A 25,644-nucleotide genomic window follows, 5' to 3' on the forward strand; every position below is an offset into this window, starting at 1 on the left:
AAACGATTATCCTTAGGGGGTATATAGAAAGTGGGGAAAAAGCCGCTAGTCTCTGTGGAGTCCAAGCGGCTTGTGGTAATTGTGTGAAAGCTAATTTACTTTTTCTAGTTTAATAAAAGTTTTCCAAGGAGATCGCATTCATGGAATCAGGTTCATACGGGGGTTGAACGATAAGCGTTCCTTTCACCACTTCGTCACCTTCTTCATCATATCCTACCACTTGAAGTTCAACTTGATGTTCTTCTTTGTGAATAGCTGTTACTTCAGCGTGAAAACGAACGTCTCCATAATGATAAACAGGTTTAGGGTATTCTAGATTCTGCTGAATAATATGACTACCTGGACCAGGCAAATGCATAGAAACAATAGAAGACACCATACCAAACACCATGACTGTCGGTACCACCGGGCGTTTAAAAGGAGTTTGTGAAGCATAATCATGTTGGATATACAAAGGATTTGCATCATTCGTCAAGCCTAGATACATAAGTAAATCACGGTCTTCGACTGTAAAAGAAGTCGTGAATTTTTCGCCGGATTTTAAATCATTGATTTTCTTTCCGAGCTTTCTCTTTTTACCTAACATATCATCACCTCTTGTAAACGTTTTCTTTGCTGTTTAAAAAAGGGATCCGAGGGTTTTCCCCGAATCCCTTCTTCTTTATTTTAATACATTCAACACATTTTTCACAGAATCCGCCGATTTATCCAACTGCTGTTTTTCTTCTTCTGTCAGTTCAAGCTCAATGACCTCTTCAATTCCATTTCCACCAAGAATTGTAGGAACTCCAAGATAAATCCCATCATATCCATATTCACCTTCTAAATAAGCAATGGAAGGTAGAATACGACGCTGATCTTTCAGGATTGCTTCTGCCATTTGAACTAAAGAAGCAGCAGGTGCATAATAGGCACTCCCATTACCAAGAAGACCGACGATTTCTCCTCCACCTTTACGGGTTCTCTCTACAATTGCATCTAAACGCTCTTTGGAAATTAATTTCTCCAAAGGAATACCGCCAGCGAAAGAATACCGTGTAAGTGGCACCATGTCATCACCGTGACCACCAAGGACGAAGCCTGTGACATCTTTGATGGATACATTAAGTTCTTCAGCAACAAACGTGCGGAAGCGCGCTGTATCCAGGACGCCGGACTGTCCGATGACACGATTCTTAGGTAAACCAGCCTCCTGGAATACAGAATAAGTCATGGCATCAACAGGGTTTGTCAATACAACGATAAAACAATCCGGAGAGTTTTTGACAATTTCTTTTGTCACACTCTTCATGATTTTTGAATTTGTATTGACTAGATCATCACGACTCATACCAGGCTTACGAGCAATACCCGCAGTGATGATGACAAGGTCTGAATCTTTCGTATCCTTATAATCAGAAGTTCCAGTAACCTTGGCATCAAACCCCTGTACAGGACTCGCTTCCAACATGTCCAGAGCTTTCCCTTTCGTTGGATCTTCCATATCAGGAATATCAACGAGTACAACATCTCCCAGCTCTTTTTGTGCGAGCATAAGCGCTGTCGTAGCACCAGTGAAACCAGCACCGATTACTGATACTTTGTTTCTACGAATAGCCATCATGAGCCACTCTCCCTTATTGATTAGTCCATATTCTTAATCAGTTCATCACCGAACTCAGAGCATTTCACTTCTGTTGCGCCTTCCATCATACGAGCGAAATCATACGTGACAACCTTACTTCCGATGGTTTTGTCCATAGATTTCGTGATTAAGTCAGCCGCTTCTCTCCAACCAAGGTGTTCAAGCATAAGCACACCAGAAAGGATGACAGAAGATGGATTCACTTTATCAAGACCAGCATACTTCGGAGCTGTACCGTGTGTCGCTTCGAAGATCGCGTGTCCTGTTTCAAAGTTGATGTTCGCGCCTGGAGCGATTCCAATTCCACCCACTTGTGCAGCCAGTGCATCAGAAATATAGTCTCCGTTCAGGTTCATCGTTGCAACAACATCGAACTCTTTCGGACGAGTAAGAATCTGTTGAAGGAAGATATCTGCAATGGCATCTTTTACGATGATCTTACCTTCAGCCTCTGCTGCATCCTGAGCTTTATTGGCAGCTTCTTTGCCTTCTTTTTCAACAATGCGGTCATATTCTGCCCAAGTGAATACTTTATCACCATACTCCTCTTCAGCAACTTCATAACCCCAAGCTTTGAAGGAGCCTTCTGTGAACTTCATAATGTTCCCTTTGTGTACGAGCGTGACGTTTTTACGTCCTTCGTTCAATGCATAATCAATTGCTGCACGAACCAAACGCTTCGTACCTTCTTCGGATACCGGCTTAATTCCGATCCCGGAAGTTTCAGGGAAACGAATGTTATGTACACCCATTTCGTTCTGAAGGAAGTCGATTACTTTCTTCACTTCTGGTGTTCCTTTTTGCCATTCGATACCTGCATAAATATCTTCAGTGTTTTCACGGAAGATCGCCATGTCCGTATCTTCTGGACGCTTAACTGGAGAAGGTACACCTTCAAAGTAGCGTACAGGACGCAGGCATGTAAACAAGTCTAGCTCTTGACGAAGGGCTACGTTCAACGAACGGATTCCTCCACCAATTGGAGTTGTCAAAGGACCCTTAATTGCAATCTTGTAATCTCTGATTGTATCCAGAGTCGCTTCTGGAAGCCACTCACCTGTTTCATCATATGCTTTTTGACCAGCAAGTACTTCTTTCCACTCGATGGATTTCTCACTATTGTATGCTTTATCCACGGCAGCTTCGATGACGCGGCTTGCGGCTGCCCAAATATCAGGACCGATTCCATCACCTTCGATGTAAGGAATAACCGGACGCTCTGGTACATTTAGTGATCCGTTTTGTTCTACTGTAATTTTTTGTGCTTGTGTCACAATAAACCCTCCTAATATTTTGTAAGAAATATGGATGGATCATCCTTTTCTATCATACGTTAAAATAGGTTGAATAAAAAGGGAGGCTTGCCGGTATTACGGCAGCGCTCTTATCGATCCTCAATTGGTGTATAACTTTGTCCTTTCGGTCCTACGTATTCCGCACGAGGACGAATCAGACGGTTGTTGGAGTACTGCTCGAGAATATGTGCCAACCAGCCGGACACTCGGGAAACAGCAAAGATTGGTGTGAAAATATCGTGATCGATTCCAAGACTATGATAAACAGAAGCTGAATAAAAGTCCACGTTCGCAGGAAGACCCTTGTTCTCTTTGATATAGTCCTCAATTTTAATAGACATTTCATAGTATTTGGAGTGACCTGTGAGTCCTGTCAGTTCACGGGACATCTCTTTCAAATGTTTTGCACGTGGATCTCCTGAACGATAGACACGGTGACCCATACCCATAATTTTCTCTTTATTTTCTAGTTTTTTCTCAATGGCTGGAATCGCGTTCTCTACGCTTCCGATTTCCGTCAGCATCTTCATGACGCGTTCATTCGCACCACCGTGCAATGGGCCTTTCAAAGCTCCGATGGCAGCTGTCACTCCGGAGTACACATCAGAGAGAGTAGCTACACAGACACGGGCTGTAAATGTAGACGCATTCAGCTCGTGGTCGGCATGAAGGACAAGTGCTTTGTTAAACGCTTCTACTTCTAAATCTTCCGGGTCTTTTCCGTTGAGCATATAAAGGAAGTTTCCTGCAAAACTTAAATCTTTTTTAGGTGCAACCGGCTCTTCTCCTTTACGGATACGAGCAAATGCAGTTACAACCGTAGGGATTTTTGCTTGTAAACGCAGCGCTTTCCGTTTGTTCGCTTCCTCTTCCATGACATCAGACTCAGGATCATAGAGTCCCAGCATGGAAACAGCTGTACGCAAAGCAGCCATAGGGTGTACTGTCGATAGATCATAAGACTTCAGATGATCGACAACTTCAGTCGGAATGTCCATATTTGAAATAAGTTCTTCCTTAAAAGCATCCAACTCTTCTTTGTTTGGTAGCTTTTGATTCCAGAGAAGATAGACAACCTCTTCAAAACTGGAGTTTTCGGCCAGGTCATCGATATCATATCCGACATATGTCAGTTTATCGTCGATGATTGAACTTATGGATGATTCAGTTGCTGTAATTCCTTCAAGACCTTTAGTTGATGATGACATACAATCTCTCCCTTTCAAAAATTCCTTTTTCCTTAATACTCTCAATAAGAAAACGCTTTACTATTTGCTTATTAACCTTTATAGGAAAACTACCCCACAGACAATTATAAAGTATTCTGAAGAGAATGTGAATTGAAACCGTTTAATTTTGCAGGATTTTATCGAATATTCCTACATAATTATGAGGATTATACATTCGTTGATAACTTTTGGTTCTTTGTTTGATCAAAGCTCAAACTCATTTCCATAAATGGGAGGTGGATGATATAGATAACCAAATATTACAAGTTGCTCTGCGTTTTATTTTCGTAGTTATGATTGCTATCAGCTTTATATTTTTCACTTATTTTTCCTGGATATACTTGCAGCCATTTATTTTTGCTATCGTGTTATCTTTCTTCTTCCAACCCTTTATTCACTTGTTAAACAATCACCTACGAATCCCAAGGGGTGCTGCTATTCTGCTTGTCCTGTTCATTTTCGGCGGGCTTGCAGGAGGCCTCCTGGCTTTATTAGTGGCAGAAATTATTCGGGGTATTCAATATTTAGCATCTGGCGTTCCTGGTCACTTTTCTCTACTAACCAATTACTTAACTCAAGGGACGGTGGATTTCTTGAGCCCCCTACTAACAAAGGGGGAAGCACTCACCAACAAATTAAGTGTAAATCAGCAACAAACATTGGAAGAATATTTTAAGGTTGCTCAGGAAAAATTCAGTGAGACAAGCCTCACTTTATTAAACAGTGCTCTTGAAGCTACAGGCCTTTTTCTTGCAGAGCTCCCATCTTCTTTCGCCTTTATCTTCATCACCCTGCTTGCTACTTTTTTCATATGTAAAGACTGGAATATGATTGTGAAGTTTTTAATGAAAGCTTTTCCTGAAGCCCTGTCAGAACGTGTTTACATCTTCCGGGGTGAATTTATACAAACAATCAAAGGATTAATCCGTGCTCAGTGCATGCTCGTTATGATATCAACTTCACTCATTGCTATAGGTTTACTAATCATTGGTGCTCCACACCCTTTGACCATAACATTTCTTGCTGCTCTTGTCGATTTCATCCCTTATGTAGGAACAGGCATCATCTTTATCCCATGGATCATTTATCAATTTCTCACGGGAGAATTTATGATGACCATCTGTTTATCCATCCTCTATATGGTGGTCATGCTTACAAGACAAACGCTGGAACCAAAGTTGTTGGCCGATCATTTCGGTGTTCCTCCTATCATTCTTCTCGTCAGTCTTTTTCTTGGTTTTCAACTATTTGGAGGATTAGGAATGCTGATCAGTCCCATCGCACTCATGACAATACAGACGTTAGTTAAAACAGGAGTAACTAAAGAAATTTGGACATATATCATTGGAAAAACCTAGCCATAGTTTCTATTTATAGAAAAGAATCTTAAACGTTGGTGTTCATCACTAGTTATTAAAGAATATGGCAGGATTGTGGAAGACTCGATTCCGAGACTTTTCGAGGTTCGTTTGCAGTGTGGAGCGTCAGGGGTGGTTGGGAAGCCACTCGCTTTCCTGTGGGGGAGCGCCGAGCTTCCTCGGGCTACCGCCCTGCGGGATCTCGCCTGTCTCCTTCTCCCACGGGAGTCTCGCAGCTTCCCAACCACCCCATTCGATATAGGTGAGAAACGAACCCCATTACTGTGTGGGGGGGCTTCCACTATCCTTGTGTTATATGCATAAAGCGTTACATAACAAGCTTTCCGCACCCAGAATAGAGTGCTTGCAAGTTCGTATCCTCCATTAAATCTGTGCATAAAAGCAGCTTATTCTGAAAGTGGTTTCGAGACACTTATATGGCAAAGGGGCGGAGGGAAACGGTGAGACTCCTATGGGACGTGTGGGACAGGTGAGACCCCGGAAGGCGTAGCCTGAGGAGGCTCACCGCCCGCCCCATGGAAAGCGAACCTTTTCCCGCAGCCCCTAAACTCTCACAAAAGTCTCGAAACTGATTCTTCCATAAAAGAGATATTTTGTAAAAGAGGGAATGAGTATCAGCAAAAGCAAAAAACTCAGAGAAATGAATCTCTGAGTTTGCATTTATTTTCTGTATATTGTAATCGTTCCTTTTTGCATGGCTTTTTGAATCGCATTTCGGATAACTCGTTTGACAGGAAATCTGGTTGCCGGGAACAACAGTAAAAATCCAATTGCATCCGTGATGAAGCCGGGTGTCAGCAATACAGCTCCACCGACAAGTATACAAGCCCCATCCAAAAGTGTATCTTGAGGCACTTGGCCATAATGTACGGATTGTTGGAAATTTCTTATCGTTTCTAATCCCTGCTTTTTCGCCAGCCATGCACCTAAAACGCCCGTCAATATAATTAAAAGAATGACCCATATTGACCCGATTAAGTTTCCTGTCCATATGAGTACACCAATTTCTAATGCGGGAACCACTAAAATAAAAAGCAATAACCAACGAAACATAGAATCTTCCCTTCTTTCCATTTCCTCTATTATACCTTTTTTGAGGATACATTGAAAAGAAAAGACAGAGAAGTAAATACTCCTCTGCCTGTTTCATCTCGTTTCAATCTTATAATACACTTGCGTGACCTTCGTAAATATCACCGCGTGAACTATCAATGGTAATATCAGAGCCATCCTTGATCAATTCTAGAGCATCATTAACCCCAACAATTACTGGAATACCGAGGCTTAGTCCCACAACCGCTGCGTGAGATGTAAGTCCACCTTCCATTGTAATGATCCCGGCAGCTTTTTCAATGGCTGGCATCATGTCACGATCCGTTCCTTGTGTGACAAGGATGTCTCCATCCTCGACGCGGTCAATGGCTTCTTGTGCATTTTTAGTAACGATAGCACGTCCATATGCACTCTTCTGGCCAACGCCTTGTCCTTTAACGAGGACATCTCCAATGACGTGGACTTTCATCAAGTTGGTTGTACCACTTTCACCAACAGGTACACCACCAGTGATGACTACGCGATCACCGCGAATGGCAAGACCGGAGGCAAGACTGCGCTCAACAGCCACGTCCAGCATATCATCCGTAGAGTAAGCACGTGGACCCATCACGGCATAAACTCCCCAAACGAGAGATAGCTTACGGTTTACTTCTTCATCAGAAGTGATCGCTACAATCGGGGCTTTTGGACGATACTTAGAAATCATGCGAGCCGTATGTCCACTTTCTGTAGGTGTAACGATAGCTGCTGCGTTCAAGTTAATCGCCGTATGAGTAACCGATTGACTAATCGCATCCGTGATTGTCATATCGCTATGCTTAGAACGTTCTTGCAATAGGGCCATATGATTTAAGCCTGTTTCTGTTTTACTTGCAATGTTATGCATGGTTTGAACAGCTTCTACAGGGTAATCTCCTGCTGCTGTTTCACCGGAAAGCATAATAGCATCCGTACCATCAAAGATGGCGTTCGCAACGTCAGACGCTTCTGCACGTGTTGGGCGTGGGTTACGTTGCATAGAGTCAAGCATTTGAGTAGCTGTAATAACAGGCTTACCTGCTTCATTACACTTACGAATCAAACGCTTTTGTACAAGTGGTACATCTTCAGCTGGAATTTCGACACCAAGGTCACCACGGGCAACCATCAAGCCATCACTGACTTCAAGGATATCATCAATATTATCGACACCTTCTTGGTTTTCGATTTTTGGAATGATTTGAATGTGACTGGCATTATGCTTTTCGAGAAGTTCTTTGATTTCCAGGACATCTGATGCACGACGTACGAAAGATGCAGCGATGAAGTCAACCCCTTGCTCAATTCCGAACTCGATATCCTTCGCATCTTTTTCCGTAATTCCCGGCAAGTTGACACTTACATTTGGAACGTTGACACCTTTTTTATTTTTCAATGGGCCATTGTTCAATACAGTCGTCTTAATCTCATTTTTCTCTTTGTCGATTTCTTCTACTTGAAGTTCAACGAGGCCATCATCCAACAAGATCTTAGAACCTGGGTGAACATCATTGATCAATCCAGGATAAGTGACAGAGAAACGTTCGGCATTTCCTTCAATTTCATCCATAGAAACATAAGTCGTCGAGCCTTTTTCCAAATAAGCTTCGCCATCTTTCAGTGTTCCTGTACGAATTTCCGGACCTTTTGTATCAAGTAGAATAGCTACAGTCTTTCCTGTCGCTTTAGAAGCTTCACGGATATTTTTAATTCTAGCTCCGTGCTCTTCAAAATCTCCATGTGAGAAATTCAAACGAGCGACATTCATCCCTGCTTCAATCAGCTGGGTCAATTTTTCTACAGACTCAGAAGCAGGTCCGATTGTACTAACGATTTTTGTTTTTCTAAACATTTTATTTCCTCCTCAAGTGCCTCTTGCATTATATAGATAGTTCTTTGGAAAGACGATACATATCAAAGTCGATCTTGTGCTTGGTGTTCAAAATTTCTACAATATCATGGTCCACCAATTTATTCTGCTGTATACCTACCATACGACCAGCATGACCGTTCAACAATAAGTCCACTGCATAAGCGCCTAGACGACTTGCCAGTACACGGTCAGCAGCACTTGGAGAACCACCGCGCTGCGTATGACCAAGAACGGTTACACGTGACTCTAAACCAGCAGCCTCGTCAATTTTGTTACCAAGGTCCACAGCACTTCCGACACCTTCAGCTACAATGATAATGCTGTGCTTCTTGCCACGATCATGGCCGCGCTTCAAACGATCGATGATATCTTCAAAATCATCATCAGCTTCTGGAATGATGATACTTTCAGCTCCGTCCGCAAGTCCTGCCCAAAGTGCAAGATCCCCGGCGTCACGCCCCATAACTTCGATAATGAACGTACGTTCATGGGATGTAGCCGTATCACGGATTTTATCAATAGCATCAATGATAGTATTCAGGGCTGTGTCAAAACCGATGGTGAAATCAGTTCCAGGAATATCATTATCAATCGTTCCCGGTACACCAATACATGGATATCCTTTTTCCGTGATTTTTTTTGCCCCCATAAAGGTACCATCACCGCCGATGGCTATCAAGCCCTCGATGCCATGTTTTTTCATTTGTTCGATCCCTTTAAGCTGACCTTCTTCTGTTTTGAATTCTTCACAACGAGCAGAATAAAGCTTTGTACCTCCTCGCTGAATAATGTCCCCAACAGAACCAAGCTCCATCTTCTCGATGTCACCATCAATTAATCCTTGGTAACCGTACTTGATCCCATAGACTTCTAAACCATGATAGATTGCTTTACGAACGACTGAACGAATTGCTGCATTCATTCCTGGAGCGTCGCCCCCACTAGTAAGTACTCCGATTTTCTTCATTCTCATCACCTCAAAAGTTTTCTATTTATGTTGTCCCCAACCAAAGATGAATCGAAACCTCCGTCTATTTTTATAAGGATAGCCTATCCTCTAGTCTATACAATTAATAAAACTTCAACATTCCATTCATCAATGATAGCGTTACCATCCTGTTAAGATGCGAAAAGCCGCACCCAAGTGCGACCTTTCTTTACGGACTTATTAATTTCAACCATCCTATTATAAATCAAGATACGTGTAATCGCCAATATTTTTGTACTTTAAGAACCGTTTTTCTAATAGTTCCTCAACCTCAAGAGCGCTCAACGTTTCCAGAGATTCGGAAATGATTTTCTCAATTTCTTGAGCCTGGGCCTCGATATCCCTGTGCGCTCCCCCTCTTACCTCTGGAATCACACCATCAATCACATTCAATTTTTTCAAGTCATAGGAAGTGATTTTCATGGATTCTGCTGCTTCTTGAGCAAGGCCCGCATCCTTCCATAAAATAGAGGAGGCACCTTCAGGAGAAATCACGGAATAAGTGGAATTCTCAAGCATGAAAATACGATCTCCAATGCCGAGACCGAGTGCACCACCACTACCGCCTTCCCCGATCACTATACAAATAACAGGAACTGTGAGGCCTGCCATTTCCATCAAGTTTCTGGCAATCGCTTCACTTTGACCTCTTTCCTCTGCAGCTTTTCCAGGATAGGCTCCCTTTGTATCGATAAATGTAATGATCGGTCTTTTGAATTTATCTGCCTGCTTCATTAAGCGGAGAGCTTTTCTGTACCCTTCAGGATGCGGCATACCGAAATTACGACGAATATTTTCTTTCGTATCTTTTCCTCTCTGATGACCGATCACGGTTACGGGTTGACCTTTGAACTTAGCAATCCCAGAGACGATCGCGGCATCGTCCCCAAAATTACGATCTCCGTGCAGCTCCAGAAAATCTGTAAAAAGATATTCGATATAATCAAGTGTCGTCGGTCTTTCAGGGTGGCGTGCCATTTGCACACGATCCCATGGAGCCATTCGGTCATAGACATCTGTTTCAAGTCTTTCCAAACGATTCTCTAAAGTAACGATTTCATCACTTAGATCCATTTCACTATTCTCAGTCAATCGTTTTAAATCAGAGATCTTTTCTCTTAACTCAATGACAGGTTTCTCGAATTCGAGTACGTGCTTCACGATTGGTCACCTCCCACATTATGAAGATCAAGAACTGTCGTTAGCGTCTTTTTCATGTCATGCCGGTGAACGACTTTGTCCAGTTGACCGTGCTCCAGAAGAAATTCAGCGGTCTGGAAATCCTCTGGAAGCTTTTCACGAATCGTTTGTTCAATAATTCTCCGACCAGCAAATCCAATCAAAGCACCAGGCTCTGCAAAATTATAATCTCCAAGGGAGGCAAAGCTCGCTGAAACGCCCCCTGTTGTCGGATGGGTCATGACTGAAATGAAAAGACCACCATCTGAATGAAGGCGCTGGAGAGCGACAGAGGTTTTCCCCATTTGCATCAGGCTAAGAACACCCTCCTGCATTCTCGCACCACCGGAAGCTGTGAAAATGATGAACGGAAGCTTCTCTTTTCTGGCATTCTCGATGGCATTCGTGATTTTTTCACCTACCACTGACCCCATGCTCCCCATTCGGAAACGGGCATCCATAACAGCCACAGCTGTTTCCATGTCATTCATTTTCGCCTTTCCGGTGACAACCGCTTCATTCAAGTCAGACTTTTGACGGTCCTTTTCCAGTTTTTCTTCATATTCTGGGAAATGCAACGGGTTATTTGAAATCATGTGCTTGTCCCACTCTACAAAGGATTCCTCATCAAATAAATGTTGGATGCGTTCGTAGGCACTGAGACGATGATGATGATCACAATGAGGGCAAACATTCATATTTCGATTCAATTCTTTTCTATAAAAGATCTTTTGGCAGTTTGGGCATTTCTGCATCAAACCTTCAGGTACATCCTGCTTTGCTTCCTGGCTGGGAATGGATGCGTATCTTTTTTTCTTGCTGAAAAAGTCTCTTAGCAAGGTGATTCCTCCTTTGGGACAAAGCTTCCTTTCTTATCAATATACATAAATTTCATTTTGTAATATGACTCATTCTGTCGAAATAGATTCGACACGATACGATCATTGAAATAGACGTATAATTTTCATTGTATCTTCTTCCTCCATGACGGTAACCAATTCTTCATACCAATCATCAGAATAGCTTACATCATGGACAGTGTGGGTAAATCCTGAGATGAATTGCCACATCGACAGAAGGAGAGGTTGATCACAAAGGCTGAATAAATATTCAAATAGCTTTTGATGCCTTTGAGCGTATGAATGGTCAGAAATGATCGCTCTTATGTCGCTCCTATTCCGGCTGTCTAAATTCCCGTTCAACAAAAGCAGTACTTCTTTTTCAATCATTTGTTTAGCGGTCATCAATTCACTCTTGGTCCTCGATTCATTAAGTAAGAAGTTGGATAGCAGCTCGACCATATGGTAAGGGCGATAGGCTCTCATATAGGTGCCCTCACCTCTTCTTGTTTCAATTAATCCCAAAAGCTCCATCGCCCGGAAGGCTTCCCGGATTGAGGACCTACCTACATTCAATTGTTCACTTAACTCTCGTTCTGACGGGAGCTTATCACCAGGCTTCAACCGATGCTCTTCAATGTAAGATTTCAACTGTTGAAGAACCCCTTCATAAACTTTCCCTCGCTGCTCCTGGGCCACGTTATACGGACACCTCTTTTCATCTCTAACCACAACCAAGTTATGTAGAAGGAGAAACCGAAAAGCTTCCCCATCTCATATCAATCTTCATCAATTAATGTCAGTTGTCTAGTTTTTTCTGCAACTTCTTCTGGATCTACGTGATGACGGGCAACCCCAGACTCCATCGCCGCTTTTGCTACGCTTGCAGCAACGGCTGGCGCCACTCGCGGATCGAATGGTGCAGGAATGACGTAGTCTTCACTCAACTCATCCTCACTTACTAAGGAGGCGATGGCTTCAGCTGCTGCAATTTTCATTTTTTCATTAATTCTAGTCGCTCTTACGTCCAACGCACCGCGGAAGATTCCCGGAAATGCCAGCACATTATTTACCTGGTTAGGGAAGTCTGAACGACCAGTTCCGATGACACGCGCTCCAGCTTCCTTTGCATCTTCAGGCATAATTTCCGGTTCAGGGTTTGCCATGGCAAAGATGATAGAATCATCATTCATTTTTGATACGGTCTCTTTGGAAAGCAATCCACCAACGGATACACCAATAAACACATCCGCACCTTCCATGACCTCTTCAAGATTCCCTTCTGTACGGTCTTTATTCGTAATTTTAGCAATTTCATCTTTCACATCGTTCATTCCGTAATCGCGGCCTTCAAAAATAGCTCCTTTGGAATCACACATGATGATGTCACGCACACCGAAATGATAGAGCAATTTAATAATCGCAATTCCAGCAGCACCAGCCCCATTAGCTACCACTTTGATTTCTGAGAAGGTTTTCCCAGTTATTTTTAATGCATTCATTAATCCTGCTACTGTAACGATTGCCGTACCATGTTGGTCGTCATGGAAGATTGGTATATTCGTCTCTTTCTTCAGTCGATCTTCGATGATGAAGCAGTTGGGTGCGGCGATGTCTTCCAGGTTCACACCGCCGAAAGTAGGTTCCATTAACTTTACAGTCTGCACAATCTGATCAATATCACGTGTGTTCAAACAAATAGGGAATGCATCTACTCCTGCAAAACTTTTGAACAAAGCAGCTTTACCTTCCATGACTGGCAGGGCAGCCTCAGGTCCAATATTCCCCAGACCAAGAACAGCCGATCCATCACTGACGACGGCTACCATATTACCCTTCATTGTATAATCGTACACCGTATCTTTATGGTCATAAATCTCTTTACAAGGCTCTGCCACTCCAGGGGAATAGGCAAGGCTCAAGTCTCTAGCATTCCTGACAGGAACTTTTGAATGGGTTTCAAGTTTTCCTTTATTGACACGGTGTATGTGCAAAGCTTCATCTCTTAAATTCGACACGACGACACTCTCCTTTTAAACTTATAGTGAACCGACCCTGGTGGTCTGACCACCATTAACCTCTTAATTATAACAGATGAATATAGCGTGTAAAGAAATACAAAAATCCGGGCTGAGCTTTTAATGCCCTGCTCCATCTTTCAAAGGTCTGACGGCTACGGATGACTCTCCGAAAAATTCATTCAATTTACCCATCGATACATCATTCACTTCAAGACAATAGGTTTCATCCAGTTTATAAGTCACTCGATCTTCAGATCGAAAAATGAAGATTGGTGTATTCCCCGGGAAATATTCAGCAAGCTTTTTCAATTTTTCAATGGAATAGTGTTCATGTTCTTCCGTCACCTTAATAAAAAGCCGTTGTTTTTTATCAGCTGGATATTCATCTATACCTAAAGGCTCAGCATGGTTAATGATCAATTGTTTCTGTCCTTTTCTTTCATCAACTTTCCCCTTCAAGTGCACAAGCATCTGTTCTTTCAGCCAAACTTTTATATTCCGATAAGTTTCCGGAAAAAGGACGGCATCCATCTCAGCGGTTTCATCACTAATGGTCAAAAACGCCATAGGATCGCCTCGTTTCGTACGTATTTCACGGAGACCATCAATAACCACGGCAACCTCCACTTGTTTCTTAGTAGAACGGTGAGCCTCTCGAATTGGAAGTATCCCCTTCACCTCGAGGTCTTTCCGTTGGTGGCCCAATGGATGTTGAGACATGTAAGTGCCCAACACCTCTTTTTCCATCGACAAACGCTTCAAAGGGGGGAATGGATCCACTTCCACCATTTCCATATCTAACTCATTGCCGAAGAATCCCGGTTGGTCTTGGAACTCCTTAAAAAGTTCCCCCTGCTCTAAAGCTTGATCGATACTCGCAAGAACACTCGCTCTATTCTGGTGCAGATCGTCGAATGCGCCCGCAAGAACCAGGGATTCTATAACTTTTCTTGTAACAACCTTCCCGTCAACACGTAAACAAAAATCGTTGAGATTCCGAAAAGGTCCTTTCATTCTCTCTTCCATGATCGCTTGGGCGGCCTGGTAGCCGACCCCTTTGACAGCCGTCATTCCAATCCTGATTTCCCCTGAGTCATCATGGTTCAGTGCTTGGCTTCTATTCACAGATGGAGCTTTAACTTTTACGTTCATATCTCTGGCTTCACGAATATACATCGTCATCTTTTCATGATCTCCAAGATGAGCATTCATCAACTCTGCCATAAAGTAAGAAGGATAATGAGCTTTCATGTACGCTAATCTGTATGAAATCAAGCTATAGGCGACCGCATGGCTTCTGTTAAATCCATAATTGGAGAATTTAACAATCCAATCGAACAACTGGTGAGCAATCGTTTCATCATAGCCTTTCGCCTTACACCCTTGGACGAACCTCATCCGTTCCTCTTCTAAAACGTTGGCTTGCTTTTTACTCACCGCTCGCCTTAATAGATCGGCTTCTCCTAATGAATAGCCCGCCACATGACGAGCGACTTCCATGATTTGCTCTTGGTAAACCAATACCCCGAACGTGTGGGCAAGAATTGGCTTCAAGTCTGGATGGGGATATTCAATATTTTTCCTTCCGTGCTTCCTATCAATATACAACGGGATGTATTCCATCGGTCCTGGTCTGTAAAGAGCGTTAACAGCTACAACATCTTCAAAATGACTCGGCTTTAAACGATGCAACACATTTTTCATTCCTTGAGACTCCAGTTGGAAGACCCCATTTGTTCTTCCTTCTTTCAAAAGATCAAACGTTCGATCGTCATTTAGCGGAATATGACTGATTGAAAAGTCCTTTTGACGATATCGTTTCACTTTCCGTTCCATTCTTTCAAGAAAAGAGAGATTCCGAAGGCCGAGAAAATCAATTTTAAGAAGTCCCACTTTTTCAAGGTCTCCCATGGCATATTGGGTTAATGAAACAGGACCTTGGCTTTTCAAGAGTGCCGTATATTTCACAAGTGGTTCTTCACTTAATACAACACCTGCCGCATGGGTCGATACATGTCGCGGAAGCCCTTCTAGCTTCGTAGCTACTCGGAACAACAGCTTTAAACGATCGGAATTTCTGATGTAGTCTTTTAGCTCCTCCGATTTTTTCACGACATCCACGAGTGATGCAGCGGTTGTTTTAGGAATCTGATGAAGAATAAAGGAAGCATCACTTTCATCTATTTTCAACACCTTGAACAACTCTCTCAAGACACTCCTGGCAGCAAACGTACCAAATGTACAAATCTGAGCCACATGTTCACTCCCATATTTCTCAGCTACATAGGAGATCACTTCGTCCCTACGATGGTCCGGAAAGTCAATATCTATATCCGGCATTGTAATTCTTTCGGGATTGAGAAATCGTTCGAATAACAAATGATACTCCAACGGATCGACCTGAGTGATTCCCAGCAAATATGAGACGATGGATCCGGCGGCAGATCCACGCCCCGGCCCGGCGTGAATGCCGTTTTCCCTCGCATAACTGATAAAATCCCAAACAATTAAGAAATAATCGCTGAAACCCATAGATGCGATGATAGACAATTCATGATTTAGTCTCTCCACAGCTTGTTGACTCTTTGTGTCGTATTTGTCTGGCAATGATGATTCACAAAGCTGTCGTAAGTAATCATCAGAGCTTTTATTTTCTGGGGAAGGATAAGTAGGGAGCAATTGTCTGTCCAATTCCAAATCTACCTGGCAGGCATTCACAATTTCCTCTGTTGCTACAAGTGATTCCGGCCACCATTCTCCAAAAAAACGCTCCATTTCTTCTTGAGACTTAAGATAGTAATGATGATCATTGTTTTCAGGGCTGTAACGTCCCCCTTCATCAATCGCGCGTAAACATTGGAAAGCGTCCGCCTCGCCTCGATCCAAATAACGGACATCTCCAATGGCCACAACCTTCATTCCGTTCCTACTCACCCATTCTCTTAAAGGTGTATGTAATTGGCGTTCCGAATGGAGGTCGCGATCCCGGATACTCAGGTATAAACGATTCATTCCTAATAGATTCACCCAGCGCTCTCTAGATGTCTCTATTTTGTCAGTCATACGATTAGCGATCGACTCGGCCCACGGAGAACTTGAAGTCATTTGGATAAAAATCAAACCTTCTTTGTACATAGCCAATTGCTCAAGTGTTATGTTTTCCTTTTCTGTTTGAACGATTGTACTTATTTCAAGCAGGTTGTGGTAACCCCCGGTTGTTTCCGCCAACAAAATCATCGGAAAGGAGAGTGTTTGATCAATGACAGTGGTCTTCAGACCAATGATTGGCTTTATTCCTTCGTTCCTACATTCCTCATAAAAAGAGACCGCTCCGCTCATCGTATCCTGATCAGTGAGGGCAACAGCACCAAATCCGGATTCTTTGGCTGTTCGTACAAGGTCCTTGATTTTAATCGTACTGTTCATCAAGCTATAACCTGATTGCACATTCAAATGGGTAAACGTCATTTCGAACACCTTCTTTCATGTAAATTATAGCTACTCTGGGGATTGGATGAAAGCCTTCTGCATAAAGAGAGGATTTAAAGAATAATGGTTAGGTAAGAGACTATTTTCAGACAGCGAAAAGAGGGACAAGATGGAAGATCGTTTAGTCATATCCATGATTCAATGCTTCTTTATCGCGTTCGGAGTCATCGTTGGTGGAACCATTATCGGAAGTATAGGAAGTTTATTAACAGGGGAAGCCGCTTTGACATCCATGTTTCGGATAGCAAAAGGCTTGAGGATTTGGGCCATTGTAGCAGCCATCGGCGGAACATTTGATGCCATAAGCAATTTCGAAAAAGGAATCTTTGATGGTTCCACGTTTGATATCTTCAAGCAAGTGATGATCATTATCGCCGCCATGGGTGGAGTGAAAACAGCACTGCTTCTTTTTGAATGGTTACTGGGTGATGAGGTGACGTAATGCACTTTCCAGCCTACCATAAAAACAAGGAATGGAGACGTTTTTTTGCGGGTCTTGTTTTAGGAGCGATTATTGGTTATGCCTTTTTCATTTACGTTCATGGCCAACTGCAGCAAAAATACACAGAAGAACATATAGAAATGACAGCCCGACTAAGTGAATGGGAAGCTAAATATGAAACACTCCTAAACAATCAGGATCAAGGATCAGAAGGCACGCCCATGAGTGTCAAAGAAATAAGCGTGGTGTTTACAAATGCAAAAAAACTTGAGATCGACCTGTTGACCCAGCACCAGCTTGATGCTTTGGTCAAAGATCAACTGGTGACGGTATCCGGTAAGGATGTCTCCATCGTTGCTGATCAAGTGGATCTCATCATCTCGACGATTGAAAATAAAAACTATGTCGTCGATGATTTCACTTATGAGTTGAAAGTGACGAGATTAATTGTCTCTGAAACCATGAATTTGCATCTCGAAATTAAATTAAAACGATAGGAATCTGAGCAGGCTTATTCCGCCTGCTCATTCTTATACTTCAGACATACCGCTTCAAGTTCTTTTGCAATTTCATCGGTTTCATCCCATGAAGAAGCAGAAGCGCCTGAGGCCATCGGGTGCCCTCCTCCATTATGGTTGGCTGCGATCCCATTTATCACCGGCCCTTTTGAGCGTAAACGAACACGGATGGTATCTTCTTCTTCCACGAAAAATGCCCACGCAAGCATTCCTTCTACGTCTCCTAGCAAACCTACGAGCTGACTCGTTTCCGAAGGAGAAACGTTAAACTCATCCAACGTTTTACGATCGAGACGGATGGTTGAATACCCAGCTTCATTAACGGTGAAATTTTGTAAAACATATCCTTTCAGCTTGGCGACATGAACAGGAGTCTTATACATTTCGTTATATAACGCTGGTCGATCGAACTCAAAATTCACAAGGTTAGCTGCGTAAGACAGCGTCTGTTTCGTCGTACTCGGAAAAAGGAACCTCCCTGTATCCCCGACAATCCCTGCATATAGAAGTCGAGCTGCCTCATCAGTAAGGACCAATCCTTCCTCTGCAAACTCAGAGTACAATTGATAGATCATTTCTGAAGTGGAGCTTGCTGTTGTATCCACCCATTGGATATCTCCATAAGCATCTACTTCTGGGTGATGATCGATTTTTATTAAAAGGTCTCCCTGATCATAACGCTGATCATCGATACGAGCCTGGTTTGCAGTATCACACACGATTGTAAGAGCTCCTTTAAAAACTTCATCAGGCACCTCATCCATCGTAGTAAGGAACTCCAGAGAGGGTTCCGCTGTGCCGGTGATCCATACTTGTTTTTGTGGAAAAGTGGCTTGAATCAATGTAGCTAAACCAGCCTGCGATCCATAGGCATCCGGGTCTGGACGGACATGACGATGGATGATGATAACTTCGTGATCCTTGATAGCTTTCATAATGGCTTGCTTACTCATAAAAAAGTCCTCCTCTTTTGCTTTCCGTGTCATTTAATTATAGAATTCTCCGTACAGGTAGCCTTTTCGGAAGAAACAAGCTACAATAAAAGGGAAATTTAAACGCAGGAGTCGATCAAATGATTATTTTTCCGATCCTTATATTAGTCTCTTTTGTACTTTATATCTACTACAAGGTGATGATTGTCCGTTCCAATGACCCTCTAACTCAAGAATACTTAAATAGTAAATCCAAACTATTCCTTGGAAGTTTCATTTTCTTTTTTGGGATTAACCAGTATGTATTCTACCAAACGAAACTTTCACTTTTTGTAGGTATCGTATTCATTGCCTTCGGTATTTTCCAAGCCCGGCTGGGATGGAAATCAAGCAAGCATTATCAGGCAGAATTTCAAAAGCACCGCACAAGCCCTCAATCATGAATGTCTAAGAAAAAGTCGCTGTTGTTCAGCGACTTTTTTTATCGATCAATGAGCTGTGCCATTAGAAGAGCTTTTCCAACGATAGATTTTTCATGGTGAACCTCAATGTCTACTTTTGCAAATTTCCTTCCGACCTCAAGAATTTGAGGCCGCACTTCTATATCACTTTCGATTTGAACGGGCTTAATGAAATAGACAGAAATGTTTTCAACAACAAGATCGCCTTTTTTATACTTCCTTAATAATCGACTCGACGCTTCTGTGATTAACGAAATGAAAACACCATAGGACATCGTACCAAGAGGATTCGTCATTTGAGGTGTTACTTTCGTTTGCCAAACAGGGGTTGAGTCATCTTCTGTGATGACTTCCATGCGATTTGTCGCAAGATCATCAATTGTTTCGCCTACCTGAGGCTGCCTTTGGATATGCTGCAGTGCTTTCAACACATCCTGACGGGAAATGATCCCTTGAAGTTTATGGGAAGGATCGACAACGGGCATTAGTTCAATCCCTTCCCAAACCATGACATGGGCAGCGTTCGCAAGGGAGGTTTTGGCATGGACGGTCATCGGGTTTCGTGTCATGACTTTTTCAATCCGCGTCTCTTTATCCTTTCCAATTACATCTCTTGAAGTGACGATGCCAACCACACGATTCTGCTGATCTACGACAGGATAGCGGCTATGCCCTGTGGCTGTGTTAAATTCATGCCACCTGGCAACTGCATCCGATGATTGCAAGAACTTTGATTCCTCATAAGAAGTATAAATATCATCGACAAGTACAATTTCTTTTTTAATTAATTGATCATAGATGGCTCTATTGATCATCGTTGCGACTGTAAATGTATCATAACTGGTAGAAATGACGGGAAGCTTCTTTTCATCAGCCAGCTTTTTAACCGCTTCACTCGTATCGAATCCACCTGTAATTAAAACAGCCGCCCCTTCTTTCACTGCAAGCTCATGAGCATTTGTCCGGTTTCCTACAATAAGAAGAGAACCCGCTTCCGTATAACGCATCATCGCTTCAAGCTTCATCGCACCTATGACGAATTTACTTAGGGTTTTATATAAACCTTCGCGTCCTCCAAGGACTTGCCCGTCGACGACATTCACTATTTCAGCAAACGTCAATTTTTCTATGTTCTCTTTTTTCTTCTTTTCAATTCTGATGGTTCCGACACGTTCCATCGTGCTGACAAGGTCCTGGTTCTCCGCTTCTTTGATTGCCCTGTAGGCTGTACCTTCACTGACATTCAATGCTTTCGCTATTCTTCTGACAGATATTTTGCTGCCGACCGAAAGGGATTCAATGTGTTCCAGGATCTGTTCGTGTTTTGTTGCCATATGCCCACCAAACTTTCTAACTGTACTAATCCAATTTCTTTTAATTGTTATTATACAGTTGATACAGATGATCCGCAATTTCTTCCTGAAGTTTCAGAAAAAAAGCCGTTTGTCCCTGAGTAGACAAACGGCTTTGAGTCTCTTATTCTTAGAGGTCAATAGATTCTCCCGGCTTTAATGCATGTCCTTTTCCTGGTTTCACTTCATGAGCAAATGCATCCCCGTCCTGAGCAATTAAATCAAACGTGTTGTAGTGAACAGGCACGACCTGTTTCGCTTGGAGCCATTCAGCAGCGACGAGCGCATCAGATGGTCCCATTGTGAAATTGTCGCCAATAGGAAGGAAAGCAAGGTCAATATCATTACGTTCCCCAATCATCTTCATATCAGAGAATAGACCGGTGTCACCGGCGTGATAAATGGTCTTTCCATCAATCGTTAGTAAAATTCCTGTAGGCATCCCTGTATACACGATCGTTCCATCCTCTTCCTGATAAGAAGAACCATGAAAGGCTTGGGTGAATTTCACATGTCCAAATTCGAATTCATGACCTCCACCGATATACATAGGATGAGCGTTCAGGCCTTTATTTCCAAGATAAGTAGCTAACTCGAACGGAGCGATGACTTGTGCATCATTTCTTTTTGCAATCTCAAATGTATCCCCAACGTGATCGTTGTGACCATGAGTGAGCAAAATCACATCAGCTTTTACTTGGTCAGCATCCAGATCTGTATTCCCGTTGTCCGAAATGAACGGATCAAAAAGAATCGTCTTTCCATTTGCTTCAACTTTCACAACAGCATGACCATGATAAGAAACTTTCATCCATAACACTCCTTTTAAACTTTGCTGATTCAATAGTTTCGCCAAGCTTGTTCATACTTTTGAATGAGATGTGGATTAATTAAGGTATTGGGTTCCAACTTGACCACTTGGCCTTCTCCATTCAAGATTTCCCCATCTTCATCTTTTCCAAACACTGTCATGGATTGAAAAACTTCCTCTGTCAGAAATTCAGTTTCCACAGTAAATTGGACCTCTTCAATCGCAAGCGGTTCCCTTGCGGCCATAATGAATCCCCAATTTCCGAAGCTCGGAACATCCACATGGAAATTTTCTGTGTACAGTCCTGTGGAGGCCACCGTTTTATCAATCGTCCAGTACACTTCTGTCGCAAAAAGCGGACTTGTTGCCTGGATCATCACTGCCCCTCCAGGTGATAAATGGTTTCTCACTAAAGAATAAAATTCCCGAGTATAGAGTTTGTTCAGACTTTCGTTATTCGGATCAGGAAGGTCGATAATAATTACATCATAAAATTGATCCGCATCCTCTAAAAACTTGAACGCGTCTTTATTTAATACGTTAACCCTTGGATCATCTAGAGCTCCCTTATTTACTTGCAGCAGATGAAAATTGGTTCGTGCAAGGTTTGTGACAGCAGGATCAAGGTCAACGAGCGTAATTTCTTTGATTTCCTGATACTTTAATAACTCCTTAGCCGCGATCCCATCTCCCCCACCTAGGATAAGAACATTGTCTTGTTTGTCAGAAAAGGCGACGGGTGGGTGGACAAGCGTTTCATGATACCGATGTTCATCAGTTGAACTGAATTGCAAGGATCCGTTTAAGAATAGACGTGTATCTCCCTGCTCCTTTGTAAGTACGATCCGTTGATAAGCACTCTCTTCCATATGAATAATGGGATCTTTATATAGCTTCTGTTCGAAAGAGAAGGCCATTTCTTCACCGAAAAACAGCCCACCAATAAGAAGAGTTCCAATGATGATTGCCCCTGTCAAATGAACGGAGAACCTCTTAATTTCAGACCGGAATAAATACAGGACCAATACAGCAACAGCTAAATTAATACAAGCAACAAAAAAGGCGCTTTTCACCATACCCATTTGTGGTCTGAGATAGAAAGCAAAAAGGAGACCACCAATCAACCCACCGGCATAATCAGAAAACAGCACCCTGGCCGTACTTCTGTTGAGCTCCACACCTATCTCATTCGCCTTTCTAATAAGAATCGGCAGCTCAAGGCCGGTCAGAGCCCCAATGGTAAATGTTACTAGATATAGAAACAGTGCATCTGTACCTGCAGGAGCAAAAGCCGTCATACCAAACATCGTGAAGCTTGAAAAGCCTCCGATTAGTGCGACCATGAATTCAATCCAAATGAACGTGACGATCAATTGTTTCATTACTCTCTCACTAATACTCGCACCAATCCCCATCCCGGTAAGGAACAAGCTGATCGTCAACGTGTACTGCTTTACACCATCACCGAGAATGTACGATCCGAGCGCCCCAAATAACACTTCAAATATAATGCCGCATATGGAAACAATGCCTGAGGCCCAGTAAATAAAATGACTCTTTCTAATATTCGCTTCCACTTTCGTTCACTCCACTTAAACTTGTATGTTAAAAAGCCACTATGAGAATGGTTCATAGTGGCTTCTCTCAGTTGTTCTGACGCCGTTATGTAATCGACGCACCAATAACGAAGGCTAGACCGATCGATACCCCCATCGTGATGATTCCGACCGCTGTGTTATTTTCCTTCAATTTCGTTTCAACAGAAAACTTACGTGTGAACAATTCAAATAAAAGGTAGGCAATCATTTGAAGGACAACCCCGTACGCTCCCCAAATCAACGTATCCCATACAGTAAAACTATGATAGATTGCAAACGACAGAACAATGCAGATGCCGATGATTTTTCCTGCGATGGACATTGCAACAGCCTGATTCCCTTGCTTTACCTCTTCCCAATCCTTATACTGCCTAGTTAACCATTCGAAGATAACCAATCCAAGAACAACAATCACAACCGCCATCACAAAATAGCCTAACGTAGCCAAAAATGGTTCCATTAAAATAACCTCCTTTATTTTCCTGTACCAGGGCCTCCACCACGGTTCGAGGACCCTCTCATAGAAGTGGTTCCGCCTGAATTATAATTTCCGTACATCCCATATCCACCATAACAGTTCCCTGTTTGTTGGCAATTCGCCCTTCGCCGATCATACCAGTCGTTAGACCCCAATGAACGGTTCAGGATAGATCCTAAAAATAAACCACTAAAGAAACCAGGAGAATAATGATTCCTCACAAAATCATCGGATGCAAGTTCAATTGTAATCACACCAGGTTCCTCCGTACTTTCCTGGAGGATCACAAAATGATCAGGATAAATGAGGGCTTGCTTATTTTCCTGCTTTTCACTTATTTCTTCTGGGGGAATAACTGAGGTCAAAGAATCTGACACCTCGGTTAACGACAATTCTTTTGTCATATAAATTCTTGAGATGCCCTGATCGGATCTGACCGTATCCAATAGAGGGAAATGATCCTGAATCAGTGATTCAATATCGTTGGCTTCCGAATTTTCTATTCCACTTAGAATCTCTGACCGATCAGGCTCTGAGGGCAGTTCACCATATGTATCTTCGGTATAAGAACCTGACATTCCTCTTTGGTCATTTCCGCCGAATACATTGAACAATAAGAAAAAGGCAATGATTCCTACGACTATGATCCCTGCATAATCTTTCAACATACACCCTCCTTCCAAAGGACAAAGGCTCAGGCTGCACTGAGCGCTAGAGCCGGATGCCGTCACTATTACGGACAATCCATCCACGACTCGGACTTTGTTATTTTTCCAGACCATAAAATAGCCGTGCCTGACCACTTGGCCAGGCACGAATGTTGGACCAGAGATTATTCTTTGTTCATCTTTTTCTTCAGTTCTTCTAACTCACTGTCCACGCTATCTTTATTATCCAAATCCTCGAATTCGTCGTCTAAGGAGCGGCTCTGTGAGGACATATCCTCACTTGTTTCAGCTTCCGCTTCATAGTGCATGACTTTTTCTTCCATGCGTTCAAAACCTTGTCGTGACTCATCCCCACCAATGTTTGACATGGTGCGGTTCATTTTAGTACGCGTTTTCGCAGACTCTGCACGTGCTTTCAAAGAATCTTTCTTCAACTTCATTTCCTGATATTCCTTCTTCATTTCATCTAGTTTTTGACGAAGGTTATTCGCATCCTGCTGAGCACGTTCCCAAGAAGCCTTGAATTGATCTGCTTGATCCTGATGGTTCTTCTTATCTTCCAGTGCGCGGCGAGCCAAATCTTCATTTCCTGCCTCAATGGCTTTTTCCGCCTGCTGCATACGCTTATCCACAAGAGCCTGAGAATCATCATATTTACGTTTCAACATTTTTTCATTCGCAATCTGCTTCGCTACTGCACTTTCAGCTTCACGGATGTCGTTCTCCATATCACGCATGAATTGGTCCAGCATTTTCACAGGGTCTTCTGCTTTATCCAACATGGAGTTCAACTCAGAACCTACAACTGTTTTTACACGATTAAAAAATTTAAACATATTTTTTCCTCCTTATTTTGAACCTGCTAGTATTTTGATTTCATATGCTTCGATGTCATACCCAACACTTACTTCTACTTCACTGCCCCATGATTCAAGGCTTAGATATGTTTCTTCATCTTCAGAAATATACTCCGCATATCGAGAGGTACGTCCATTGATGTATTTGCTTCTTCCTTCTCCTGTTACGCGTGCTTCTCCTTCTTCATCTTTAAAGAAGGTTTTACCCTCGTATTCGAGTTTTTTAGGGAAGGGCAGGGAAACAGGGAGTTTTACCGTCTCATACACCCCTAGTTCCAGCTCATCATCCATTTCAGCAGCGAGCCATTTCGTTTGATCACCTTCCAATAGCTGATAAGAAAACCACTCATAACCACCGTCCCGATACGTAATCTTACCAACAACTTCATAGTCCACAAGATCGTACGTGACAATGTCACCGACTTGGATATTCAACGGTGTTCGCTCTTTCACTTCTGGTGCCTGCTTTTCACTCTTTGAAAACAATCTAGAAAAGAAACCCAAATCTTCACCTCTCCTTCAACTGTGACCCTGTGT

24 protein-coding genes are annotated in these 25,644 nt (G+C 42.7%); 4 read left to right on the forward strand and 20 right to left on the reverse strand.

The window, feature by feature from the left end; all coding sequences use genetic code 11:
• Positions 1 to 109 precede the first annotated feature (109 nt).
• The 4 genes from ACJA3J_RS15730 to citZ form a co-directional block, all read right to left on the reverse strand.
• A complete protein-coding gene (locus ACJA3J_RS15730; protein ID WP_089650549.1) occupies positions 110 to 586 on the reverse strand; it encodes a MaoC/PaaZ C-terminal domain-containing protein in 477 nt (158 codons plus the stop codon).
• Between the two features lie 75 nt (positions 587 to 661).
• Positions 662 to 1,600: a malate dehydrogenase gene (gene mdh, locus ACJA3J_RS15735; RefSeq protein WP_089650784.1), complete on the reverse strand. Its 939-nt coding sequence runs from the start codon at positions 1,598 to 1,600 to the stop codon at positions 662 to 664.
• Positions 1,601 to 1,623: 23 nt separating this feature from the next.
• Positions 1,624 to 2,898: an NADP-dependent isocitrate dehydrogenase gene (icd, locus tag ACJA3J_RS15740; RefSeq protein WP_406944571.1), complete on the reverse strand. Its 1,275-nt coding sequence runs from the start codon at positions 2,896 to 2,898 to the stop codon at positions 1,624 to 1,626.
• 110 nt (positions 2,899 to 3,008) lie between these two features.
• Complete coding sequence (gene citZ / locus ACJA3J_RS15745) at positions 3,009 to 4,127, reverse strand: citrate synthase (protein ID WP_115824208.1); 1,119 nt, start codon at positions 4,125 to 4,127, stop codon at positions 3,009 to 3,011.
• A 257-nt stretch (positions 4,128 to 4,384) separates the two neighbouring features.
• Between citZ and ytvI the strand changes: the two genes are divergently transcribed.
• The gene (gene ytvI, locus ACJA3J_RS15750; RefSeq protein ID WP_406944572.1) at positions 4,385 to 5,506 is read left to right on the forward strand and encodes a sporulation integral membrane protein YtvI; all 1,122 of its coding nucleotides are present in this window, start codon (positions 4,385 to 4,387) and stop codon (positions 5,504 to 5,506) included.
• Positions 5,507 to 6,187: 681 nt separating this feature from the next.
• On the opposite strand, the gene ACJA3J_RS15755 is transcribed toward ytvI, so the two are convergent.
• The 8 genes from ACJA3J_RS15755 to dnaE form a co-directional block, all read right to left on the reverse strand.
• Entirely contained in the window at positions 6,188 to 6,580 is a 393-nt protein-coding gene (locus ACJA3J_RS15755; protein WP_406944573.1) for an FxsA family protein, read from the reverse strand.
• 109 nt (positions 6,581 to 6,689) lie between these two features.
• A complete protein-coding gene (pyk, locus tag ACJA3J_RS15760; RefSeq protein ID WP_089650544.1) occupies positions 6,690 to 8,453 on the reverse strand; it encodes a pyruvate kinase in 1,764 nt (587 codons plus the stop codon).
• A gap of 28 nt (positions 8,454 to 8,481) precedes the next feature.
• Positions 8,482 to 9,441, reverse strand: coding sequence for a 6-phosphofructokinase (gene pfkA / locus ACJA3J_RS15765; RefSeq protein WP_089650543.1), 960 nt, complete (start codon positions 9,439 to 9,441; stop codon positions 8,482 to 8,484).
• 219 nt (positions 9,442 to 9,660) lie between these two features.
• The gene (locus ACJA3J_RS15770) at positions 9,661 to 10,623 is read right to left on the reverse strand and encodes an acetyl-CoA carboxylase carboxyltransferase subunit alpha (protein ID WP_115824202.1); all 963 of its coding nucleotides are present in this window, start codon (positions 10,621 to 10,623) and stop codon (positions 9,661 to 9,663) included.
• Positions 10,620 to 11,480, reverse strand: coding sequence for an acetyl-CoA carboxylase, carboxyltransferase subunit beta (accD, locus tag ACJA3J_RS15775; RefSeq protein ID WP_115893938.1), 861 nt, complete (start codon positions 11,478 to 11,480; stop codon positions 10,620 to 10,622). The genes ACJA3J_RS15770 and accD overlap by 4 nt, the downstream gene beginning before the upstream one ends.
• Positions 11,481 to 11,582: 102 nt before the next feature.
• The gene (locus ACJA3J_RS15780) at positions 11,583 to 12,179 is read right to left on the reverse strand and encodes a FadR/GntR family transcriptional regulator (RefSeq protein ID WP_406944574.1); all 597 of its coding nucleotides are present in this window, start codon (positions 12,177 to 12,179) and stop codon (positions 11,583 to 11,585) included.
• An 80-nt stretch (positions 12,180 to 12,259) separates the two neighbouring features.
• Entirely contained in the window at positions 12,260 to 13,498 is a 1,239-nt protein-coding gene (locus tag ACJA3J_RS15785) for an NADP-dependent malic enzyme (RefSeq protein ID WP_089650539.1), read from the reverse strand.
• A gap of 120 nt (positions 13,499 to 13,618) precedes the next feature.
• Complete coding sequence (gene dnaE, locus ACJA3J_RS15790; protein WP_406944575.1) at positions 13,619 to 16,969, reverse strand: DNA polymerase III subunit alpha; 3,351 nt, start codon at positions 16,967 to 16,969, stop codon at positions 13,619 to 13,621.
• Positions 16,970 to 17,099: 130 nt separating this feature from the next.
• On the opposite strand from dnaE, the gene ACJA3J_RS15795 reads away from it, so the two are divergent.
• Together ACJA3J_RS15795 and ytrI are read left to right on the forward strand one after the other, a co-directional pair.
• The gene (locus tag ACJA3J_RS15795; protein WP_089650537.1) at positions 17,100 to 17,432 is read left to right on the forward strand and encodes a YtrH family sporulation protein; all 333 of its coding nucleotides are present in this window, start codon (positions 17,100 to 17,102) and stop codon (positions 17,430 to 17,432) included.
• Positions 17,432 to 17,929 (forward strand): sporulation membrane protein YtrI, encoded by a 498-nt coding sequence (gene ytrI, locus ACJA3J_RS15800; RefSeq protein ID WP_089650536.1) that lies wholly within the window; start codon positions 17,432 to 17,434, stop codon positions 17,927 to 17,929. The genes ACJA3J_RS15795 and ytrI overlap by 1 nt, the downstream gene beginning before the upstream one ends.
• A 14-nt stretch (positions 17,930 to 17,943) precedes the next feature.
• Here the strand turns inward: ytrI and ACJA3J_RS15805 are convergent, their stop codons facing one another.
• Positions 17,944 to 18,903: a bifunctional oligoribonuclease/PAP phosphatase NrnA gene (locus ACJA3J_RS15805; protein WP_115893936.1), complete on the reverse strand. Its 960-nt coding sequence runs from the start codon at positions 18,901 to 18,903 to the stop codon at positions 17,944 to 17,946.
• Positions 18,904 to 19,022: 119 nt separating this feature from the next.
• Here ACJA3J_RS15805 and ACJA3J_RS15810 point away from each other — a divergent pair, with 119 nt between their 5' ends.
• Positions 19,023 to 19,325: a YtpI family protein gene (locus ACJA3J_RS15810; RefSeq protein ID WP_089650534.1), complete on the forward strand. Its 303-nt coding sequence runs from the start codon at positions 19,023 to 19,025 to the stop codon at positions 19,323 to 19,325.
• Between the two features lie 38 nt (positions 19,326 to 19,363).
• On the opposite strand, the gene ACJA3J_RS15815 is transcribed toward ACJA3J_RS15810, so the two are convergent.
• The 7 genes from ACJA3J_RS15815 to ACJA3J_RS15845 all read right to left on the reverse strand — a co-directional run bounded on the left by ACJA3J_RS15815 (position 19,364) and on the right by ACJA3J_RS15845 (position 25,611).
• Entirely contained in the window at positions 19,364 to 20,677 is a 1,314-nt protein-coding gene (locus ACJA3J_RS15815) for a DRTGG domain-containing protein (RefSeq protein WP_089650533.1), read from the reverse strand.
• 148 nt (positions 20,678 to 20,825) lie between these two features.
• The gene (locus ACJA3J_RS15820; RefSeq protein WP_406944576.1) at positions 20,826 to 21,506 is read right to left on the reverse strand and encodes a metal-dependent hydrolase; all 681 of its coding nucleotides are present in this window, start codon (positions 21,504 to 21,506) and stop codon (positions 20,826 to 20,828) included.
• Positions 21,507 to 21,535: 29 nt separating this feature from the next.
• A complete protein-coding gene (locus ACJA3J_RS15825; protein WP_406944577.1) occupies positions 21,536 to 23,083 on the reverse strand; it encodes a polyamine aminopropyltransferase in 1,548 nt (515 codons plus the stop codon).
• Positions 23,084 to 23,168: 85 nt separating this feature from the next.
• On the reverse strand, positions 23,169 to 23,564 hold the full coding sequence (locus ACJA3J_RS15830) for a DUF350 domain-containing protein (RefSeq protein ID WP_089650530.1): 396 nt from the start codon (positions 23,562 to 23,564) through the stop codon (positions 23,169 to 23,171).
• 14 nt (positions 23,565 to 23,578) lie between these two features.
• Positions 23,579 to 24,247: a DUF4247 domain-containing protein gene (locus ACJA3J_RS15835; RefSeq protein WP_089650783.1), complete on the reverse strand. Its 669-nt coding sequence runs from the start codon at positions 24,245 to 24,247 to the stop codon at positions 23,579 to 23,581.
• Between the two features lie 167 nt (positions 24,248 to 24,414).
• The gene (locus ACJA3J_RS15840) at positions 24,415 to 25,086 is read right to left on the reverse strand and encodes a PspA/IM30 family protein (RefSeq protein ID WP_089650529.1); all 672 of its coding nucleotides are present in this window, start codon (positions 25,084 to 25,086) and stop codon (positions 24,415 to 24,417) included.
• A gap of 12 nt (positions 25,087 to 25,098) precedes the next feature.
• Complete coding sequence (locus ACJA3J_RS15845; protein WP_406944578.1) at positions 25,099 to 25,611, reverse strand: DUF4178 domain-containing protein; 513 nt, start codon at positions 25,609 to 25,611, stop codon at positions 25,099 to 25,101.
• Positions 25,612 to 25,644 lie beyond the last annotated feature (33 nt).

Source organism: Halobacillus sp. SY10, from assembly GCF_045401165.1.
GTDB classification, from domain to species: domain Bacteria; phylum Bacillota; class Bacilli; order Bacillales; family Halobacillaceae; genus Halobacillus; species Halobacillus aidingensis.

Excerpts from the sequence above, each read along its gene's own strand:
- ACJA3J_RS15730 (WP_089650549.1), bottom strand. The coding sequence starts at position 586 with ATGTTAGGTAAAAAGAGAAAGCTCGGAAAGAAAATCAATGATTTAAAA.
- mdh (WP_089650784.1), bottom strand. The coding sequence starts at position 1,600 with ATGGCTATTCGTAGAAACAAAGTATCAGTAATCGGTGCTGGTTTCACT.
- citZ (WP_115824208.1), bottom strand. The coding sequence starts at position 4,127 with ATGTCATCATCAACTAAAGGTCTTGAAGGAATTACAGCAACTGAATCA.
- ACJA3J_RS15755 (WP_406944573.1), bottom strand. The coding sequence starts at position 6,580 with ATGTTTCGTTGGTTATTGCTTTTTATTTTAGTGGTTCCCGCATTAGAA.
- pyk (WP_089650544.1), bottom strand. The coding sequence starts at position 8,453 with ATGTTTAGAAAAACAAAAATCGTTAGTACAATCGGACCTGCTTCTGAG.
- pfkA (WP_089650543.1), bottom strand. The coding sequence starts at position 9,441 with ATGAAGAAAATCGGAGTACTTACTAGTGGGGGCGACGCTCCAGGAATG.
- dnaE (WP_406944575.1), bottom strand. The coding sequence starts at position 16,969 with ATGACGTTTACCCATTTGAATGTGCAATCAGGTTATAGCTTGATGAAC.
- ACJA3J_RS15795 (WP_089650537.1), top strand. The coding sequence starts at position 17,100 with ATGGAAGATCGTTTAGTCATATCCATGATTCAATGCTTCTTTATCGCG.
- ytrI (WP_089650536.1), top strand. The coding sequence starts at position 17,432 with ATGCACTTTCCAGCCTACCATAAAAACAAGGAATGGAGACGTTTTTTT.
- ACJA3J_RS15805 (WP_115893936.1), bottom strand. The coding sequence starts at position 18,903 with ATGAGTAAGCAAGCCATTATGAAAGCTATCAAGGATCACGAAGTTATC.
- ACJA3J_RS15810 (WP_089650534.1), top strand. The coding sequence starts at position 19,023 with ATGATTATTTTTCCGATCCTTATATTAGTCTCTTTTGTACTTTATATC.
- ACJA3J_RS15815 (WP_089650533.1), bottom strand. The coding sequence starts at position 20,677 with ATGGCAACAAAACACGAACAGATCCTGGAACACATTGAATCCCTTTCG.
- ACJA3J_RS15820 (WP_406944576.1), bottom strand. The coding sequence starts at position 21,506 with ATGAAAGTTTCTTATCATGGTCATGCTGTTGTGAAAGTTGAAGCAAAT.
- ACJA3J_RS15830 (WP_089650530.1), bottom strand. The coding sequence starts at position 23,564 with ATGGAACCATTTTTGGCTACGTTAGGCTATTTTGTGATGGCGGTTGTG.
- ACJA3J_RS15840 (WP_089650529.1), bottom strand. The coding sequence starts at position 25,086 with ATGTTTAAATTTTTTAATCGTGTAAAAACAGTTGTAGGTTCTGAGTTG.